The sequence below is a fragment of the Rhodococcus sp. DK176 genome (assembly GCF_038447315.2).
Lineage (GTDB): Bacteria > Actinomycetota > Actinomycetes > Mycobacteriales > Mycobacteriaceae > Rhodococcus_F > Rhodococcus_F jostii_A.
In genome coordinates this window covers 7,175,020-7,192,870 of record NZ_CP118321.2, presented here as the reverse complement: position 1 = coordinate 7,192,870, position 17,851 = coordinate 7,175,020, and the positions used below count along the sequence as shown (strand labels likewise).

Below are 17,851 nucleotides of genomic sequence, written 5' to 3'. Positions count from 1 at the left end.
CCGCCCAGGTGGGTGAAGATCAACTTATGTCGACAACACCGGACGACCCCACGAACTTCCCTCCGGACGTCCCCGTCGGCCGCGGCCCCGGCACCGGTCCGGCGCCCACCGACCCGCCGCACCCCGACACCGCACCGGAGGGCACCGAGCATCCCGACGTCGCACGCCGCAAGGGCATCAAGCACACGCGGGTGGGCGCCACGTGGACCGGTCTGGTGATCGGAATCGTCGTTCTGGTACTGCTTCTCGTGTTCATCCTGCAGAACCTCGACAGCGTGACCCTCGAAATGTTCGTCTGGGAATTCACCCTCCCACTGGGGGTCACACTGTTGTTCGCGGCGATCGCCGGCGCGGTGATCATGGCCCTCGCGGGCGGTGTCCGCATCATCCAGATCCGCCGGGCCGCGAACCGGCAGCGGCGCCTGAACAGTAATTTCTAACTGAACAATAGTTACGCAAGTGGATTGCGCAGACGCTGAGCGAGCAGAATTACTGTCGTGGATATCACCGGAACGGCACGACTGTGAAGGCCGACATGGAGACGACTGTGGCACCGCGTATCACGGCTGAACAAGCACGATCCTGGCTGCTGGTTCCCGCCGGCAAACCCGAGGGTTTCGAGGCGGCCCGTGCCAGCGCCGCCGACGCCGTGATTCTCGACCTCGAGGACGCCGTCACCCCCGACCTCAAACCCCGGGCCCGCGCTGACGTCGTCGCCTGGCTCGGCGAGCACCGGCGCGCGTGGGTGCGGATCAACGACGCGACCACCCCCTACTGGGCGGACGACCTGGCAGCCCTGAACGGTGTTCCCGGGCTCGAGGGCGTCATGCTCGCCAAGACCGAGAGTGGAATGCAGGTCGACGCCACCGCCGAGCGGCTCCCCGAGGGCACGAAGGTGCTCGCCCTCGTCGAATCCGCGATGGGACTCGAGGCCGCGCCCGAGATCGCCCGGACGGAGGCCACGTTCCGGCTCGCGTTCGGCAGCGGCGACTTCCGCCGCGACACCGGGATGGACGACTCGCCGCTGGCGATGGCCTACCCCCGCTCCCGGCTGACGGTCGCCAGCCGGGCGGCCCGGATCGCACCGCCGATCGACGGCCCCACCCTCGGCACCGACGTCGACGCCCTGGTCCGGGCGTCGGCGCTGACCTTGTCGATGGGCATGACCGGGAAGCTGTGCATGACCATCGCGCAGACGGCGCCGGTCAACGACGCACTGAGCCCGTCCCCGGCCGACGCCGAATGGGCGCTCGACGTGATCGCGGACCTCGGCGAGGACGGCTCCCGTGTCCGGGACGGCAGCGACCTCCCCAAGCTGGCGAAAGCCAAGAAGATCAACGCGCTCGCGAAGCTGTTCCACATCGCGCCGCGGTAGACAACGCCGGTCAGAGAATCTGCAGCCCGGCGGGCTTTCGGCGGACGTGCACGCGGTAACGCACGTCGAGAGCCACGCCGGGTGTCTGCGCGAACGCCTTCGACGCCGTCTTCTCGGTGAACTCGATACCGAGGACTCCGCGCAGCGATTCCCGATCCGGGAATCGCCATTGCGTCTCCACGCGCACCATGTCGAACCCCTGCGCCGCGAAGAAGGCCTCGACGGTCGCCGGGTTGTACTGCGGCAGGTCTGCCCGCATCCATTCGCCGTAGGGATGGGCCGTGGCGTCGAGATCGACCACCACGAGCGCGCCGCCCGGGCGCAGCACCCGCATCGCCTCACAGATTCCGCGGCCGCAGCCGGGACCGAAGAAATAGGCGGTCCGCGCGTGCACGACGTCCACGCTCGCGTCGCCCAGGGGTATGCCCTCGGCCGAGCCCTCGATCACGCGGACGTTCGGCAGGTGCCCCACGCGGGTGCGGGCACGCTCCAGCAGCGGCGGATGCGGTTCGATTCCGTAGACCGCGGACGCGGATTCGGCGAAGACCGGGAGATGGAAGCCGGACCCGCAGCCCACGTCGGCGACGGTGCCGCCCGCCCAGTCCACGGCCCCACGCAGGTGACGGAAGATCGCACCGTCCACGTCCTGGGCGCGATTCTCGACCTCGTACCACTCCGGCCAGTGCCAGATGTTCGGGCTGGGGATGGTCACGGCAGGGCGGTCAGACGAGGACCGTGAGCACCAGCCACGTCACGAACGCCGACGGCAGCAGGGAATCGAGACGGTCCATGATCCCACCGTGCCCGGGGAGCAGGGTGCCCATGTCCTTGATGCGAAGCTCTCGCTTGACCTGGGATTCGATCAGATCGCCGAGCGTGGCGGTGACCACAAGGACCACACCGAGGAGCACGCCGATCATCGAGTTCTCGTCGAGGATCAGGGTGACCGTGAGCAGGCTGCCGATGACGCAGAACAGCAGCGAACCGAAGAACCCTTCCCACGACTTCTTGGGGCTGATCGCCGGCACCATCGGATGCTTGCCGAACAGCACACCCGCCGCGTAGCCGCCCACATCGGAGCAGACCACACCGATCATCAGGCACAACACGCGCCCGGCGCCGTCGTCCTGCAACACCATCAGCACGGCGAACGACGCCAGCAGCGGAATCCAGGAGGCGACGAACACGGTGATCGCGGTGTCCCGGAGGAAATTCTGGGGTGTCGCCTTCAGCCCGTGGTCGAACAGGCGCCAGACCATGCAGACCAGCACCGTCCCCGCGAAGGCGCTGAGCACCCCGACCGGGCCGAACGGCCACCCCAGCCACAGGATCGCCTGGCCGCCGGCGAGCAGCGGGATCCGGGGGGCGCTGATCCCGGTCTCACGCAGGCGCTTGGTGACCTCCCACGTGGCGACTGCCATCGCGACGGCCACCACGCCGATCCATACCAGCGGCACGTAGACGAGGATCAGGATCAGCGCGACGCCGAGACCGACGCCCACGCCGATCGCGGCAGGAAGGTTACGCCCGGCCTTCGACTTCGCGGCCGGGGCCGCCTCCGGCGCACCCTCGGAGACCGGTTCCGAGGGGTCGCCCTCGGAGATGGGTCCCCCTGGGGTCCCGTGTTCTGCTGGCACGGTCACTGTCCCCGATCCACTCCTCGTCTCGTGACTAAACTTCCAGTAACTCGGCTTCCTTGTGCTTCACCAGTTCGTCGACCTGCGCGACGTACCGGGCGGTCGTCTTGTCGAGTTCCTTCTCGGCCCGACCGACCTCGTCCTCGCCGGCCTCGCCGTCCTTCTGGATCCGGGACAGCTCGTCCATCGCCTTGCGCCGCACGTTGCGCACGGACACCTTCGCGTCCTCGCCCTTGGACTTGGCCTGCTTGACCAGTTCGCGGCGGCGTTCCTCGGTGAGCTGGGGAACGGAGATGCGGATCAGGTTTCCGTCGTTGGACGGGTTCACGCCCAGGTCGGAGTTCCGGATCGCCGTCTCGATGGCGCCGAGCTGCGAGGCCTCGTACGGCTTGACGACGACCAGTCGCGCTTCCGGCACGTTGATGCTGGCGAGCTGCGTGATCGGGGTGAACGCGCCGTAGTAGTCGATTCCGATGCGATTGAACATGCCAGGATTCGCGCGACCCGTGCGGATCGATTGGAGATCGTCCTTGGCCACCGTGACAGCCTTCTCCATCTTCTCCTCGGCTTCGAAGAGAGCTTCATCAATCACGGCTGTTCCTCCATGTCGTTCTGCATCGATTCGTCACTGCCTCTATTTCGAGAAAACCCGGTGTCGAGCGTGTCACTCGCGTCATGACTTGACGAGCGTTCCGATCTTCTCACCGGACACTGCCCGAGCGATATTCCCCTCGGTCAGCAGATTGAACACCATGATCGGCATCTCGTTGTCCATACAGAGACTGAACGCCGTCGCGTCGGCGACCTTGAGTCCCTGTTCGATGACCTCACGGTGCGTGATCTGCGCGTACATCGTCGCGGTCGGGTCGAGGTTCGGGTCCGCGGTGAACACGCCGTCGACGGCCTTGGCCATCAAGACGACCTCGGCGCCGATCTCGAGTGCGCGCTGCGCGGCGGTCGTGTCGGTCGAGAAGTAGGGCATGCCCATGCCGGCGCCGAAGATCACGACGCGGCCCTTCTCGAGGTGCCGCTGGGCGCGCAGCGGAATGTAGGGCTCCGCCACCTGCCCCATCGTGATCGCCGTCTGCACGCGGCTGTCGATGCCCTCTTTCTCCAGGAAGTCCTGCAGAGCAAGGCAATTCATCACGGTGCCGAGCATGCCCATGTAGTCGGACCGCGCGCGGTCCAAACCTCGCTGCTGCAGTTCCGCACCACGGAAGAAGTTGCCGCCGCCGATGACGACCGCCACCTGCACCCCGGACCGTACGACCTCGGCGATCTGTTCCGCGACCTTGGTCACGACGTCGGGGTCGAGGCCGACCTTGCCACCACCGAACATTTCTCCGCCGAGTTTGAGAAGGACTCGATGGAATCCCGTACGTTCGTTGGCTGGTTCGGACATTGCTCTCCTCAGTTCCACAGCACTCGTCGATTTCGACAGCGGCCGAGCGCACCCACGCGCCTACTCGACCCATTCAGACGGCCATCTTCATCCTGCCTCATCAGGACGGTGGCGGTATACGTAGGCCCCGCCGGGCGAGCGCACTCGTCCGACGGGGCCATACGACTCACACGACTAGCTCGAAGCACCGACCTCGAAGCGAACGAAGCGCTTGATGGTGACGCCGGCCTCGTCGAGGATCGCCTTGACGGACTTCTTGGAGTCCTGCACCGAGGACTGCTCGGTCAGCACGACGTCCTTGAAGTAGCCGTTGACGCGGCCTTCGATGATCTTCGGCAGAGCCTGTTCCGGCTTGCCCTCGGCGCGAGCGGTCTCCTCGGCGATGTGACGCTCGTTGGCGACGATGTCCTCGGGGACCTCTTCGCGCGTGACGTACTTGGCCTTGAGCGCCGCGACCTGCATGGCGGCACCGCGAGCGGCCTCCGCAGCAGCGTCACCCTCACCGGTGTACTCGACGAGGACGCCGACGGCGGGCGGCAGGTCGGCGCTGCGCTTGTGCAGGTAGACCGCGACCGGTCCGTCGAACGAGGCGATCTTGCTCAGGACGAGCTTCTCGCCGATCTTCGCGGACTGCTCCTGGATGACGGTATCGACCGTCTTGCCGTCGAGGTCGAGCGCCTTGAGCGCGTCGACGTCGGCGGGCTTCGCTGCCGCGGCGACCGTGACGATCGACTCGGCGAGCTTCAGGAAGTCCTCGTTCTTCGCGACGAAGTCCGTCTCGCAGTCGAGCTCGAGCAGGACGCCGTCCTTGGAAACGACCAGGCCCTCGGCCGTGGTGCGCTCGGCACGCTTGCCCACGTCCTTGGCGCCCTTGATGCGCAGCTGCTCCACAGCCTTGTCGAAGTCACCCTCGGCCTCAGCGAGAGCGTTCTTGCAGGCCATCATTCCGGAGCCGGTGAGCTCGCGGAGCCGCTTGACGTCAGCGGCGGTGTAGTTCGCCATGGTGAGCGAGCCTCCTCATATGTCTGTCGGGACGTAAGTCAGGGTAGTACTCGGACCAGACCGTGAAACGGCCCTGACCAAAAGATCTCTGGTCAGGGCCGTGTGCATCGGATCAGGCCTCGGTGGAGGGTGCCTCTGCTGCGGGGGCCTCGGCAGCCGGAGCCGCCTGTGCCTCAGCTGCGGGAGCGGCCTCTGCGGCGGGCGCTGCCTCAGCGGCGGGCGCGGCCTCAGCGGCGGGCGCGGCCTGCGAGAGCAGTTCCTGCTCCCACTCGGCGAGGGGTTCGCCGGCGCCGGCCTCGGGCTTCGCGTCCTTGTCGGCGCTCAGTCCGGCACGGGCCTGCACGCCCTCGGCCACTGCGGATGCGACGACCTTGGTGAGCAGGGCGGCGCTGCGGATGGCGTCGTCGTTGCCCGGGATCGGGTAGTCGACGAGGTCGGGGTCGCAGTTGGTGTCCAGGATCGCGATGACCGGGATGTTCAGCTTGCGAGCCTCGGCAACGGCCAGGTGCTCCTTGTTGGTGTCGACGACCCACACCGCGGAGGGGACCTTGGCCATGTCGCGGATACCACCGAGAGTGCGGTCCAGCTTGGTCATCTCACGCGTGAGCATGAGGATCTCCTTCTTGGTGCGACCCTCGAAGCCACCGGTCTGCTCCATTGCCTCGAGCTCCTTGAGGCGGAGAAGACGCTTGTGGACGGTGGTGAAGTTGGTGAGCATGCCGCCGAGCCAACGCTGGTTGACGTAGGGCATCCCGACGCGAGTGGCCTCGGCCGCGATGGATTCCTGGGCCTGCTTCTTGGTGCCGACGAAGAGGACGGTGCCGCCGTGGGCAACGGTCTCCTTGACGAACTCGTACGCCTTGTCGATGTACGTCAGCGTCTGCTGCAAGTCGATGATGTAGATGCCGTTGCGGTCGGTGAAGATGAAACGCTTCATCTTCGGGTTCCAACGACGGGTCTGGTGACCGAAGTGCGTGCCGCTGTCGAGCAGCTGCTTCATTGTTACGACAGCCATGGCTGTGTATCTCTCTTTCATTGCCGGTTGATGCAGAGCATCTCGAGACGCTCCACCCTGGCGCCCGCAGACCATCGGACTCACACCGAGGTGCGAGACCAGCCGATGGCCGATAACCTGCGCGGGCGCGCGAAGTCGGACTGTGGGAGCACAGACCGCTCGATCAGTGTACGGCCTCCACGCCGAACGCCCTAACCGCCCTGCCACACCGCGGCCGCGCGTGCAAGGGTTTCGCAGGATCTGTGGACAAAACGTAGTCGATCCACATTCTCGTCCGCTGCCCGTTCACCGGCCCGGACGTACGGGATCGTCCATCCATGACGACATTCGGGGCGATCGTGCGGGCACTCACGGCGTCCACGCTGCTGACCGCCGCTGCGCTCTTCGCCCCGCCCGCCGACGCCGCGCCGACCGGTGAATTCGACTGGCCGCTGCACCCACGACCCCGGGTGGTCCGGGCGTTCGACAACCCCGAGCGCGACTGGCTTCCCGGCCATCGCGGCGTGGATCTGGGCGGCGTGCCCGACGAGGCCGTCCTGTCCGCAGGTACGGGTGTGGTGGTGTTCGCCGGCACGGTGGCGGGCAAACCCGTCGTCTCCGTCGACCACCCGGGTGGGCTCCGCACAACGTACGAGCCGGTGACCGCCCGGGTCACCCCCGGGCAGCGCGTGGGCCGTGGCACCGTCCTCGGCACGCTCGAACCCGGGCACCCGCGCTGCATCACCTTGGTCGCCGCGTGCCTGCACTGGGGTCTTCGCCGCGACCGTGAGTACCTCGACCCGCTCGGGCTCGTCCGCGTGGCGCCGGTGCGGCGCTACCCGTCGGGGCCCCCGACCGCGGTGGCTCGCGCCACTCCGCGACGGCGTGCCTGCCTGCCGACTCCGGGAAGTCGTCCGCGACCATCGCCGCGAGTTCGACGAATGCCTTCCGCGTCGCCGGACGCAGCAGGTCCAGATCCACCACCGACCCCTCGGCGAGGTGCCCGTCGAACGGCACCACCTTCACGGCGCGGCACCGGAGCAGGAAGTGATTGGTCAGTTCCGTCATGTCGATCGTGCCCGAGCCGGGCCGGGCGGCGCTGATCTTGACGACCGTCCGCGAGACCAGGTGCCCGTAACCGTGGTGCTGCAACCAGTCCAGCGGAGCGGCGGCACTGCGGGCTCCGTCGACGGCCGGCGAGCTCACCAGCACCATAGGGAATTGGCGAGTTGCAGAACGCCGTTCATCGCCGAATGCATGATGCCGGTGCCGCAGTCGGTGAGGATGATGTTGTAGTGCACCTGCAGTGTCGATCACCCGCCGGTAGTCGTCGTCGGAGATCGCCGGGTCCTGTTCGCTCGCGAGCACCTCGAGACGGCTCGGCGCCTACGACGTGTGGGCCCCGCACATCTGAGTAACGCCGGATGGTCGACTGCGCCGCGATGGGATCACGGACGGTCGAATGCGTCTGCAGGAGCACACATTGCGAGAGCGTCCCGAAGTCGGGGTTGGCGTCGACGGCGATCACGCAGTCGCCGCGCAATGACGCGAACGTCGATCCCAGCCCGATCGTGGTCGTCATCTTGCCGATGCCGCCCTTCAAGGACAGGAAGGCAATTCGATAGTCCCCCTGGATCGGCTGCCGGATGCGGTCGAGCAGTACCGCTTCGCCCGTCTCACCTGCCGACGCTCCCGGATTCACCGATCCCCTGGTGAGCCGGTGCAGTCCGCGCCGCCACCCTCGGCTCGGCGCCTTGCGTGCCCGTTCGAGGAGCGCATCCGCCACCAGATCCTGACTGGTCACCTGATGCCGGTTGGCTCCAGGGCGGGACCGTCCCAGGATTGCTGCCCCACTGATCGGCCGCGGTGTCGCTCGCGGCCACGGCCCAGACATTCTCTAAGCAGGAGTCCACGCCTACCGGCCGGCTCCCAGTTCCCGAACAAGGACACCACTCGACCAGACACCGAGCCCGCAGACGACCACTCAAAAAGCCAGGGATCACCAGGTGTCCCGGTCGGACGTTCAGCCCGCCTGCGGACTCCCCCCGAGGCTAAATGTCGGAGGCCGGCGTTACTGTCGAGGTCTTACGCACCCGGTTGCCACATGTACTGGTGGGAGGGTTGATGGATGACGTAACGGCGGTGCCGGCATCGTTGTCCGGCGTGGTTTCTGGGCGCTCTGGTCGCCACGGAATCAACGACGGGGTCTCCACGACGCCGCGGCAGTTCTCGTTCACCACCCGCGCCCACGTGGCGGTCGACGACGCGACCGGTGAGCGGATCGGCCTCGATGACGTCGACACCCGGGTGGGGTGGCTGCTCGATCTGATTGCAGGTGCTGGCGCCGAGTTGGTGTCGCGGCTGTGGCGGCCGGCGACGTTCGACGTGCTCGCCGCCGGCCGTGACCGCCAGGACCGCAGGCTGCCCGCACAGGGTCATGTCGCCGCGGCGCGGCTCGGCTGGGATCCGACCTTTCCGGACGGGGTCTATGTGCCGTCGCGGGTGAGCCGGGTGGTGACCGCGCAGGTGCTGGCAACCCTGCGGACCCTGGCCTACCGGGACACCGCGATCGCGGCACTGTCGACCCGATTCGACCCGGCCACCGGTCGTCTGACCGCACCCACCGAGCCGGGCGACTCTGTGCCCTCGGGTTTCGCTCGGGGTGTGCGGCGCCAGCTCGCCGCACGCGCCCGCTCCAGTGGCGGGGCACCGGCCGGCCGGTTGCGGATCACCGACCTGCAGGGACCACCGCAGATCGCGGCCATGGCCCGACTGTCGGCCGCCGATCGGCAGCTCGCGCAGCTTGCCGTCACCGTCGCAGAGCATGAGCTGGTGTTGACGGTGAAGCTGCCGACCTGTCCCGCGCCGGTGGGGCGGGCGCAGTGGCGGCGGGTGCGGCTGACCGCGGCCATCCCCGCGCACCTGTGCGGCCGGCCTGTCATCGATTGGCATCTGCCGATCCTGGTCCTCGACCACCGGGGTCTGTTGTGGCGGTGCGCCGCCACCGAACTCGTCCCGGCAGATGACCTGGACTCGGCCGCCGTGGCGGTGGGCGTGGATTGGTCCCCGTCCACGCTCGGTGCCGCCGCCATCACCACCGACAGCCCGGAGGGGCTGGTGTCGGATTACCGGGGCTTCACCTACGACGACCGCGGCCTCGGAATCAAACTGGCGCGCCTGCAGGCCGAGGGGCAGCTGCTGCACGCCAAGGCCGCCCGGCTGACCCGGCTGGCCGCCACCGCCCCACCGGAGGTCCGCGCCCAGCTGGAGGCGAAGATCGCCGTCCTCGACGAACACCGCACCGCGGTGGGTGCCAAGCGGGGGAAGATCAACCGGGAACTCGCCTTCCACTTCGCCCGCCAGGTCACCGACTACGCCACCACCGCGGGAGCGCAGGTGATCGCGGTGGAAGATCTCAGCACCCTCGAGACCCGCGGACACGGGCGGGTCAACAACAACCGGGCCGCGCAGTCCGCCCGCCGCCAAGCGGTCGCCGCCCTCGCGCACACCGCCACCGGTGCCGGCATCACGGTGGTCTCGGTGCCCGCCCGAGGATCGTCCGCATGGTGTCCGGGCTGCGACGAACCACTTGCCCGTCCCGGCGGGTACCACACCGCGTGGTGCCCGGGCTGCCGGGTCGGCGGCAACCGCGACCACCTCGCCGGGGTGAACCTGGCCAAACGCGCACTGCTCGGCAAAGGCAAGGTCACCCGTCGACGCGGGCAGCTGCCCGCGGTCCGGGTCGCCGAGCACGCGCCGATACGCAGGTGCCGCGACAAAACCGGTCCGACCCCGAGCAGGCCCCGGCATCGCCGGGTCCGCCGCAGCCTGCCCACCGCACCACGGCGGTTGGGGGTGAATCCGAAACAGCATGTTCCTGCACCACAAGCGTCGGTGTGGGACACGGTCCAACCCACACCACCGCACGGTGACGCGGGTAGCCGTGACACACGTCCATCTCAGGCGCCCGCCACACCAGTGGCAGACAGTCCGAGATCTACGTAGACGCTGTGAAGTTGCGCACCTCCGGGGCGATGCTGGCCGCAGCCTGCCCGCGAGCCACGACCGCAGCACCTGGATGTCGAGCTCGCCGAGGTGTGCCTCCGGTGACGTCGACAACCAGTACCGCAGTAGCGACTCGCGTCCGCGACGTACGCCTTCACGGTGTGCTGCGATCGGCCGCGTTCGAGCCCGAGATGCGCGCGTACTCCTCGAGTACCAGCTCCAACGGTGCCGGTAGGTCGCTGCTCATGGTGGCAACAGTCGACTCGGGCGGGAGATAAATCAAGCAGCCGCGCCGCTAGAGTTCTTTTGTGCAGCGAACGATCTCCATTCCCATGTTGTGTGTCCTGGCGTTACTGTCCGCGATCGCGCCGCTGGCTACCGACATGTATCTCCCCGGTCTCCCCCTGATGACTGAGAGCCTGAACACGTCGGCGCCGAGCGTGCAGTTGACATTGACCACGTTCATGGCAGGGCTCGGAATCGGGCAGCTCGTCGTCGGACCGCTGTCGGACGGCCTCGGACGCCGTCGTCTGCTGATCGGCGCCACCGTCGTGACGACCCTCGCCGCGATGGCGTGCGCTCTCGCGCCCACCGTGGAAACCCTCATCGCTGCAAGACTTTTCCAGGGGCTGAGTGGTGGCGCGGCGATCGTGCTCGCACGCGCCTGCATCGCCGACCGGGCCCGTGGAGACAACGCCGCCCGGCTCTTCAGCATCATGATGATCATCGGCGGGGTTGCGCCGGTCGTCGCACCGTTGATGGGCGGCGCACTGCTCGGACCGGTCGGCTGGCGAGGGATCTTCTGGGTGCTCACCGTCGCCGGTGTGGTGATGTTCGCGGGAGTGCTGATCCTCGTCCCGGAGACGCTTCCCGAGGAGAACCGGCACGGCGGCGGGCTCACTGCACTGGTCCGGAATCTGCGTTACGTCGTCGGCAACCGTGTCTACCTGGGTTACGCGTTCACGTTCATGTTCGGGTTCGTCGCGCTCTTCTCGTACATCTCCGCATCCCCTTTCGTTGTGCAGAACGTCCTCGGGCTCAGCCCGGTGCAGTTCTCCATGGTGTTCGCGGTGAACGCGGCGGGCATGGTGAGCGCCGCGATCGTGAACACGCGGCTCGTGGGCACATTCCATGCCCGGCAACTGCTGGGGTTCGGGGTCACGCTGCTCCTGGCAGCGGGCGTCGTGCTGCTTCTCGCCGCGGTGCTGATCGATTCGCCGCCGTGGTGGGCGATCCTGATTCCGTTGTTCGTCTCGGTGTCGAGCATCGGGTTCGTGATGGGCAATGCGACGGCGCTGGCCCAGGGCGAGGTGACCAAGGCGTCCGGCACCGGGTCAGCGCTCCTCGGCGCCGGCCAGTTCGGCCTCGCCGCGGTGGTCTCGCCGCTCGTCGGCATCGCCGGCCCCGACACCGCAGTGCCGATGGCCGTCGCGATCCCGACCGCGGGCGCCGTGGCGATGCTGTCGCTGGTGGTGCTGACGCGGCGGACGCACCTCTCGTAGCGCGTCCACCGCACCGGGTCAGCGGGAGGCACCCTCGCTCGCGGCGAGCTCGGACTTCCACACGCGGAAGCCCTCCTCGGTGCGACCGCGACGCCAGTAGCCGGAGATGGACGCGGCCGACGCGGGGACGCCTCGTTCCTTACGCACGTAGGAGCGCAGGTTGTGCATGACGGCCTGCGCCTCACCGTGAATGAAGACCTGCGCCGTTCCGGGCAGCCATGCGGTATCGCGCACTGCCGCGACGAGGGGTGCGTTGTCCCCGGACGCCTCTTCACCGATCCGGTCCGACGTGTCGCCGCGGTGAATCCAGGTGACGTCGACGCCGGCGGGCGAGTCGAAGACGATTTCGTCCTCCGGGCCGGCGACCTCGATGATGACCCGTCCGACAGCCGACGCGTCCAGCTTCTCGACGGACGCCGAGATGGCGGGAATTGCGGTCTCGTCGCCGGCGAGCAGGTACCAGTCGGCTGCCGGGTCCGGCGCGAACGCGCCGCTGGGGCCGCGCAACCGGAGGACGTCACCGGCCGCCGCGGATGCCGCCCACGGTCCAGCGACGCCGGCGTCGCCGTGCACCACGAAATCGATGGCGATCTCTCGCTTCACCGAATCCACCGACCGGATCGTGTACGTGCGCAGGACGGGCTCGTCGGGGCTCCCGAATTCGAGTTTCGCGTACGCATCGGTGTAGGAATTTGGAACGAAGCTGTCGAATCCCGGGTCGCCGAGGAATACCCGCACCATGTGCGGGGTCAGCCATTCGGTCCGGAGCACGGTCAGTGTCGCAGTCGGCTTTGCCACAGGCATCTCTCCAATGAACTCAAGTTGGTTAGTGTTACCTAACTACGGTACAGGAGTGACTGGCGACGGCGGTCAGAGCGGAATCAGGTGGTGCTTCTGCTCGCCGCGGGCGGAGCGCTTGTCGCGGAGCAACGTCAACGCCCGCCGGATCTCGAGCCGGGTGGCGGACGGTTCGATCACCGCGTCGATGTAGCCGCGCTCGGCGGCCGAATACGGTGTCGCGACGTTCTCGTTGTAGGCGTCGACGAGTTGCTGCCGCATCGCCTCCTGTTCCTCGCCGGCAGCTTCGAGTTCGCGGTGGTAGAGGAGACTGATCGCGGCCTCGGCGCCCATGACCGCGATGCGTGCGGTCGGCCAGGCGAAGTTCACGTCGGCACCGAGTTGCTTGCACCCCATCACCGCGTATCCGCCGCCGTAGGACTTACGGACCACAACAGTCACTTTCGGCACCGTGGCCGCCGCGAACGCCTGCAGGAAGCGGCCGCCGCTGCGGAGCACGCCGTTCCGCTCCTGTTCCAGCCCGGGTAGGAAGCCCGGCGTGTCGACGACGAACACGAGCGGAATCTCGTAGGCGTCGCAGATCCGCACGAAGCGGGCTGCCTTGTCGGCACCGACCTGATCCAGTGCTCCACTGAGGAATTGCGGCTGGTTGGCCACCACTCCGACGGATCGTCCGTCCACCCGGGAGAATCCGGTGATCACGTTCGGTGCCGTTTGCGCGGCGAGTTCGTGGAAGTCTCCGTCGTCGAAGATGTTCAGCAGCAGGTCGTGCATGTCGTAGGCGGCATTGTCGGCGTCCGGCATGAACTCGTTCAACGCCAGATCGTTGTCGGTGATCTCGGGTTCGAGTCCCGGGTTCACGATGGGCGCCTCTTCGTGCCTGCTGGACGGGAGGAAGCCGAGATAATCACGCACCCAGGCGAACGCCGCTTCCTCGCTTGGCGCGACGTGGTGGACGTTCCCGTTCTCGGCCTGGGCGCGGGCGCCGCCGAGTTCGTCGAGGGTGACGTCCTCGCCGGTGACGGATTTGATGACTCCGGGACCGGTGACGAACATGTACGCCTGCTCGTCCACGGCGACAACGAGGTCTGTGTTGATCGGCGCGTACGCCGCGCCGCCCGCGCATTTGCCGAGGAGGATCGAGACCTGCGGGCACACTCCCGACAGCGGGATCTGGCGGCGGCCCATTTCGGCGTACCAGGCGAGCGACGTGACGGCGTCCTGTACGCGTGCGCCGCCGGAGTCGTTGATGCCCACGCAGGGGCAGCCGATCCGTCCGGCGAATTCGATGATCGATGCGACCTTGCGACCGAACATCTCCCCCACGCTGCCACCGAACACGGTGTGGTCGTGCGAGAACACCGCCACCGGACGTCCGTCGACGGTTCCGTGGCCGGTGACGACGCCGTCACCGTAGGGGTTGTCGGGGGCTCCCGGGTTCTTCGCCATCTGTCCGACCTCGATGAAGCTGCCGGAATCGAGCAGCATCCGGATCCGTTCGCGGGGTCCGGGCAGACCTTTCTGCTTGCGCCGCGCGATCGCCCTCGGGCTCCCCGCATTCAGCGACTGCTCGAGCCGATCCTCGAGATCGGCGAGCAGTTCCGCCGTGGTCCTGGTCATGTGAGATTCCTCCTCGAGACGCACCCGCGAGCGGACTGCACTCCCGGACCGCCGGTAGTTGCCTCATCGGACACCGTATGTGCACCGACCGGACGCTGTGGGTGAGCCGACTGGACTCCAAGTACCCACGACGGGCGCAACTACCCCTCCGGCACAACGCTGGGTGGAGTGGAAACCGTCGACCGGAGCGCTGCGAGGACTTCACAGACTCGATCGCCCCGGGGCGCGATGTCGGCCCGGGGCGTGCCCTCAGGCAACCGGCAGCTAGCTCCGCTACGAGCCGGAGGCGATCAACAGGCTCAACACCTGCGCGACGAAGTTCCGCCACAAGTCCTCGGCTGACCCCATATCTCACTCCTTCGTGCGGTTGTGAGGTGCGATATGAAAGTTTCTACCCCAACGTGACGTCGATCAGTCGCTTCGACTCGCATTAGGGGCAACCGAGCACGATGAAGTGCGCGCCGAGCGGACTCCCGACTGGCTCGTCACCCCTCACCTCTGCCGCGACCACCCCGTGTCGTCGGAGCCGACGAAGCCCTCCATCTCCAGAAGCGGCAGCACAGCCCGAACCTGCTCCACCGCGACCCCGGACAGTTCGGACAACTCCCGGACCCCACGCGGCCCGACCGCGGGCAACGACTCGTACACCAGCAGGGCGTCCCCCGACAGCGCATCCAGATCGCGGACCACGTCGGGGCCGTCCCGCAGCCCGATCGGCCCGGCCTCCTCCACCACGTCACCGGCATTCGCGACCAACCGCGCCTCCCCCTCCCGAATCATCCGATTGCACCCCGTCGACGACGCCGACGTCACCGGACCCGGCACGGCCATCACGGGACGCCCCAGCTTGCGCGCCCAACTCGCCGTGTTCCGCGCACCGCTGCGCCACCCTGCCTCCACCACGACCACCCCGTCGGACAGGCTCGCCACCAACCGATTCCGCGCCAGGAACCGATGCTTCGCCGGTGTCGTGCCCGGTGCGTACTCACTGATCACCGCACCGTTCTGCGCGATCTGCCGCAACATGCGCGCATGCCCCGCCGGATACGCACGATCCACACCACACGCGAGCACCGCCACCGTCAGGCCCCCGACACCCAGCGCTGCCCGATGCGCGGCACCATCGACCCCGAACGCCGCACCCGACACGATCGTCCACCCGTCGACGGCGAGATCACCGGAAATCTCGGCAGTCACGTGCTCGCCGTAGGCACTCGCCGCCCGCGTCCCCACGATCGAGATCGCCCGATCGGTCAGTTCGGCCACCGGCCGCGAACCGAGCACCCACAGCGCCAACGGCGGGCCCTCGTCCCGCGATCGGGACAGATTCCCGAAGCCGAGGAGCCGCCACTGCGGCCACTCGTCGTCGTCCGGCGTCACGAGCCGGCCACCCATCCCCGCCACCAGTGCGAGATCGTGCGCGGCGGTATCCACATGCGCCCGGGCAACGGTCCGCTCCCCCAGAATCTCCGACAGGTCCCGCTCCCGCACGGCCCGCGCCGCCTCCTCCGGACCCACCTCCTCCACGAGCCGCGACAGCGCCGGGCTCGGCCCCTGCACCACCTTCGACAGATACGCCCACGCCAACCGCCGCGGATCCTGGACCACATTCAGACCGCTTGCACCACTTCGACTTTCCACTGTCACTGAAAGCTCCGATCACGAAACCCCAACGCGGTGACCACCTGCTCCGGGCCCGGCATGTCGAGTCCCGCCAGATCGCTCACGGTCCAGGCCACTCGCAACGCCCGATCGGCGCCCCGGGCCGTGATCAGTCCCTTCCGTAGCGCACGCTCCACCGGCGCCAGCGCGGGCCGTGCCAACCGGAACTTCTGCCGCAGGGCCGGTCCGGGCACCTCCGCGTTGGTGCGCCAGCCGTAGTCGCTCCACCGCTCGCCGGCGGCCGCCCGCGCCTCCGCCACCCGCTGGCGGACGTCCTCGGTGCTCTCCCCGACCTCGTCGATGAACGCTCCGGTCGCGACGGCCTGCATCCGCACCCGCAGATCCACCCGATCCATCAGCGGTCCCGACAGCTTCCCGAGGTAACGTCGCCGGGCAGTCGGTGCGCACACGCAGTCGGCTTCCCGCGCGGGCGCGCACGGGCACGGATTGGCCGCGAGGATCAGCTGGAAGCGCGCCGGATAGCGGGCGACCCCGTCCCGGCGCGCGATTCGCACCTCCCCGTCCTCGAGCGGGGTCCGCAGAGCTTCGAGTACCTTGGTTCCGATCTCGGCGCACTCGTCGAGAAACAGCACCCCTCGGTGGGCGCGACTGACCGCGCCGGGCTTCGCGACCCCGCTTCCCCCGCCGACGAGTGCGCTCACGGACGCGGTGTGGTGGGGTGCGATGAACGGCGGCACGTCGATGAGGGGACGCTCGGGCGGCAGGAGCCCGGCCACGGAGTGGATTGCTGTCACCTCGAGCGATTCACTCTCGGTGAGCGGGGGCAGAACCCCGGGAAGTCGTTGCGCCAGCATCGTCTTCCCCACGCCGGGTGGGCCGGTGAGCATCAGGTGGTGCGCTCCCGCCGCCGCCACCTCGATGGCCCAGCGCGCCTCTGCCTGACCCACCACCTCGCTCAGATCGGCGCGCACCGGTTGCGCAACCCACTGCGCCGGCTCCGGATACTCGAGATCCCGCTCCTCCCGCAGCCACGCGATCGCCGCCCGCAGGTCGTGCGCGCCGAGCACCTCGACACCACCGACCAGCCCTGCCTCGGGCAGCGACTGCACCGGGACGACCACCGTCGCCCACCCCGCATTCTTCGCCGCGAGCACCGCAGGCAGAATCCCGCGCACCGACCGGAGCCGCCCGTCCAGCGCGAGTTCTCCGAGCAGAACGGTCTCGCGCAGCCGCTGCCGCTTCACCTGCTTGGCCGCGTCCAGCACGGCAGCGACGAGGGCGAGATCGTAGACCGAGCCGACCTTCGGCAGCGTCGCCGGCGACAGCGCGAGGATCACCTTCGAATCCGGCCACTCCTCGCCCGAGTTCGCCACCGCGGCCCTGATCCGGTCCCGAGCCTCCTGCAGCGCGGTGTCCGGCAGCCCGACCAGATGCACCGCGGGGAGTCCGCGGCCGATATCGGCCTCGATCTCGACCAGTTGACCGTCGACCCCGGTCACGGCCACCGAGTGTGCTCGCCCCAGTGCCATCAGAACGCATCCCGGACGTGTTCGATCTGGGGCTGCGGACCGTGCCCGATCATGATCGCGACCACGTCGAACCGCACCCGCGACCAGTGCCGGCCCGAGTCCCGCAGCCACTCCACGGCCAACAGGCGGATCCTGCGCTGTTTCGAGAACGTCACCGCCTCGGCCGGACTGCCGTATCCCAGGCCGCGCCGTGTCTTCACCTCCACGAACACGAGCCAGTCTCCCTCTGCCGCAATGAGATCGACTTCCCCGTATCGGGATCGCCAGTTCCGGTCGACGATCTCCATGCCCGCCTCGGTGAGATACCGGGCGGCCAGATCCTCCCCATGTGCACCAAGCGCGAGATTGTGCGCCACAGCAGCCT

At 68.1% G+C, this 17,851-nt stretch carries 15 protein-coding genes and 2 pseudogenes; 5 read left to right on the top strand and 12 right to left on the bottom strand.

Translation table 11 applies throughout. From position 1 onward, the window contains the following. The first annotated feature begins 26 nt into the window (after positions 1-26). Positions 27-440 carry a lipopolysaccharide assembly LapA domain-containing protein gene (locus PSR88_RS33455; RefSeq protein WP_009479744.1) on the top strand — a complete coding sequence of 138 codons (414 nt, stop codon included), beginning with the start codon at positions 27-29 and terminating at the stop codon, positions 438-440. A gap of 83 nt (positions 441-523) precedes the next feature. Next, positions 524-1,375, top strand: coding sequence for an HpcH/HpaI aldolase/citrate lyase family protein (locus tag PSR88_RS33450; RefSeq protein ID WP_016880162.1), 852 nt, complete (start codon positions 524-526; stop codon positions 1,373-1,375). A 10-nt stretch (positions 1,376-1,385) separates the two neighbouring features. Here PSR88_RS33450 and PSR88_RS33445 read toward each other — a convergent pair whose 3' ends face one another. From PSR88_RS33445 to rpsB, 6 genes are all read right to left on the bottom strand, one after another. Then, positions 1,386-2,087: a class I SAM-dependent methyltransferase gene (locus PSR88_RS33445; protein ID WP_011598430.1), complete on the bottom strand. Its 702-nt coding sequence runs from the start codon at positions 2,085-2,087 to the stop codon at positions 1,386-1,388. Between the two features lie 10 nt (positions 2,088-2,097). Continuing rightward, positions 2,098-3,018, bottom strand: a complete 921-nt coding sequence (locus PSR88_RS33440) for a phosphatidate cytidylyltransferase (RefSeq protein ID WP_009479741.1) — start codon at positions 3,016-3,018, stop codon at positions 2,098-2,100. A gap of 28 nt (positions 3,019-3,046) precedes the next feature. Continuing rightward, positions 3,047-3,604, bottom strand: coding sequence for a ribosome recycling factor (gene frr / locus PSR88_RS33435; RefSeq protein WP_016880161.1), 558 nt, complete (start codon positions 3,602-3,604; stop codon positions 3,047-3,049). A gap of 81 nt (positions 3,605-3,685) precedes the next feature. Then, on the bottom strand, positions 3,686-4,414 hold the full coding sequence (gene pyrH / locus PSR88_RS33430) for a UMP kinase (RefSeq protein WP_009479740.1): 729 nt from the start codon (positions 4,412-4,414) through the stop codon (positions 3,686-3,688). 174 nt (positions 4,415-4,588) lie between these two features. Then, entirely contained in the window at positions 4,589-5,416 is an 828-nt protein-coding gene (gene tsf, locus PSR88_RS33425) for a translation elongation factor Ts (protein WP_016880160.1), read from the bottom strand. 112 nt (positions 5,417-5,528) lie between these two features. Continuing rightward, positions 5,529-6,431, bottom strand: coding sequence for a 30S ribosomal protein S2 (rpsB, locus tag PSR88_RS33420; protein WP_011598428.1), 903 nt, complete (start codon positions 6,429-6,431; stop codon positions 5,529-5,531). 317 nt (positions 6,432-6,748) lie between these two features. On the opposite strand from rpsB, the pseudogene PSR88_RS33415 reads away from it, so the two are divergent. After that, a pseudogene (locus PSR88_RS33415) lies at positions 6,749-7,258 on the top strand (M23 family metallopeptidase); the annotation flags it as partial. Positions 7,259-7,292: 34 nt separating this feature from the next. On the opposite strand, the pseudogene PSR88_RS33410 reads toward PSR88_RS33415, so the two are convergent. Beyond that, positions 7,293-8,223 (bottom strand): annotated as a pseudogene (locus PSR88_RS33410) (MinD/ParA family protein); the annotation flags it as partial. Positions 8,224-8,534: 311 nt separating this feature from the next. Between PSR88_RS33410 and PSR88_RS33405 the strand changes: the two are divergent. After that, a complete protein-coding gene (locus tag PSR88_RS33405) occupies positions 8,535-10,415 on the top strand; it encodes a zinc ribbon domain-containing protein (RefSeq protein ID WP_342338725.1) in 1,881 nt (626 codons plus the stop codon). 332 nt (positions 10,416-10,747) lie between these two features. Then, a complete protein-coding gene (locus tag PSR88_RS33400) occupies positions 10,748-11,917 on the top strand; it encodes a multidrug effflux MFS transporter (protein WP_009479736.1) in 1,170 nt (389 codons plus the stop codon). A gap of 18 nt (positions 11,918-11,935) precedes the next feature. Here the strand turns inward: PSR88_RS33400 and PSR88_RS33395 are convergent, their stop codons facing one another. The 5 genes from PSR88_RS33395 to PSR88_RS33375 form a co-directional block, all read right to left on the bottom strand. Beyond that, a complete protein-coding gene (locus PSR88_RS33395) occupies positions 11,936-12,715 on the bottom strand; it encodes a siderophore-interacting protein (RefSeq protein WP_009479735.1) in 780 nt (259 codons plus the stop codon). A gap of 72 nt (positions 12,716-12,787) precedes the next feature. Further along, the gene (locus PSR88_RS33390) at positions 12,788-14,335 is read right to left on the bottom strand and encodes an acyl-CoA carboxylase subunit beta (protein ID WP_011598422.1); all 1,548 of its coding nucleotides are present in this window, start codon (positions 14,333-14,335) and stop codon (positions 12,788-12,790) included. A 492-nt stretch (positions 14,336-14,827) separates the two neighbouring features. Beyond that, positions 14,828-15,982, bottom strand: coding sequence for a DNA-processing protein DprA (gene dprA / locus PSR88_RS33385; RefSeq protein ID WP_237724108.1), 1,155 nt, complete (start codon positions 15,980-15,982; stop codon positions 14,828-14,830). Beyond that, positions 15,979-17,487, bottom strand: coding sequence for a YifB family Mg chelatase-like AAA ATPase (locus tag PSR88_RS33380; RefSeq protein ID WP_016883090.1), 1,509 nt, complete (start codon positions 17,485-17,487; stop codon positions 15,979-15,981). The genes dprA and PSR88_RS33380 overlap by 4 nt, the downstream gene beginning before the upstream one ends. Then, positions 17,487-17,843 (bottom strand): YraN family protein, encoded by a 357-nt coding sequence (locus PSR88_RS33375; RefSeq protein ID WP_005259362.1) that lies wholly within the window; start codon positions 17,841-17,843, stop codon positions 17,487-17,489. The genes PSR88_RS33380 and PSR88_RS33375 overlap by 1 nt, the downstream gene beginning before the upstream one ends. Between the last annotated feature and the right edge of the window lie 8 nt (positions 17,844-17,851).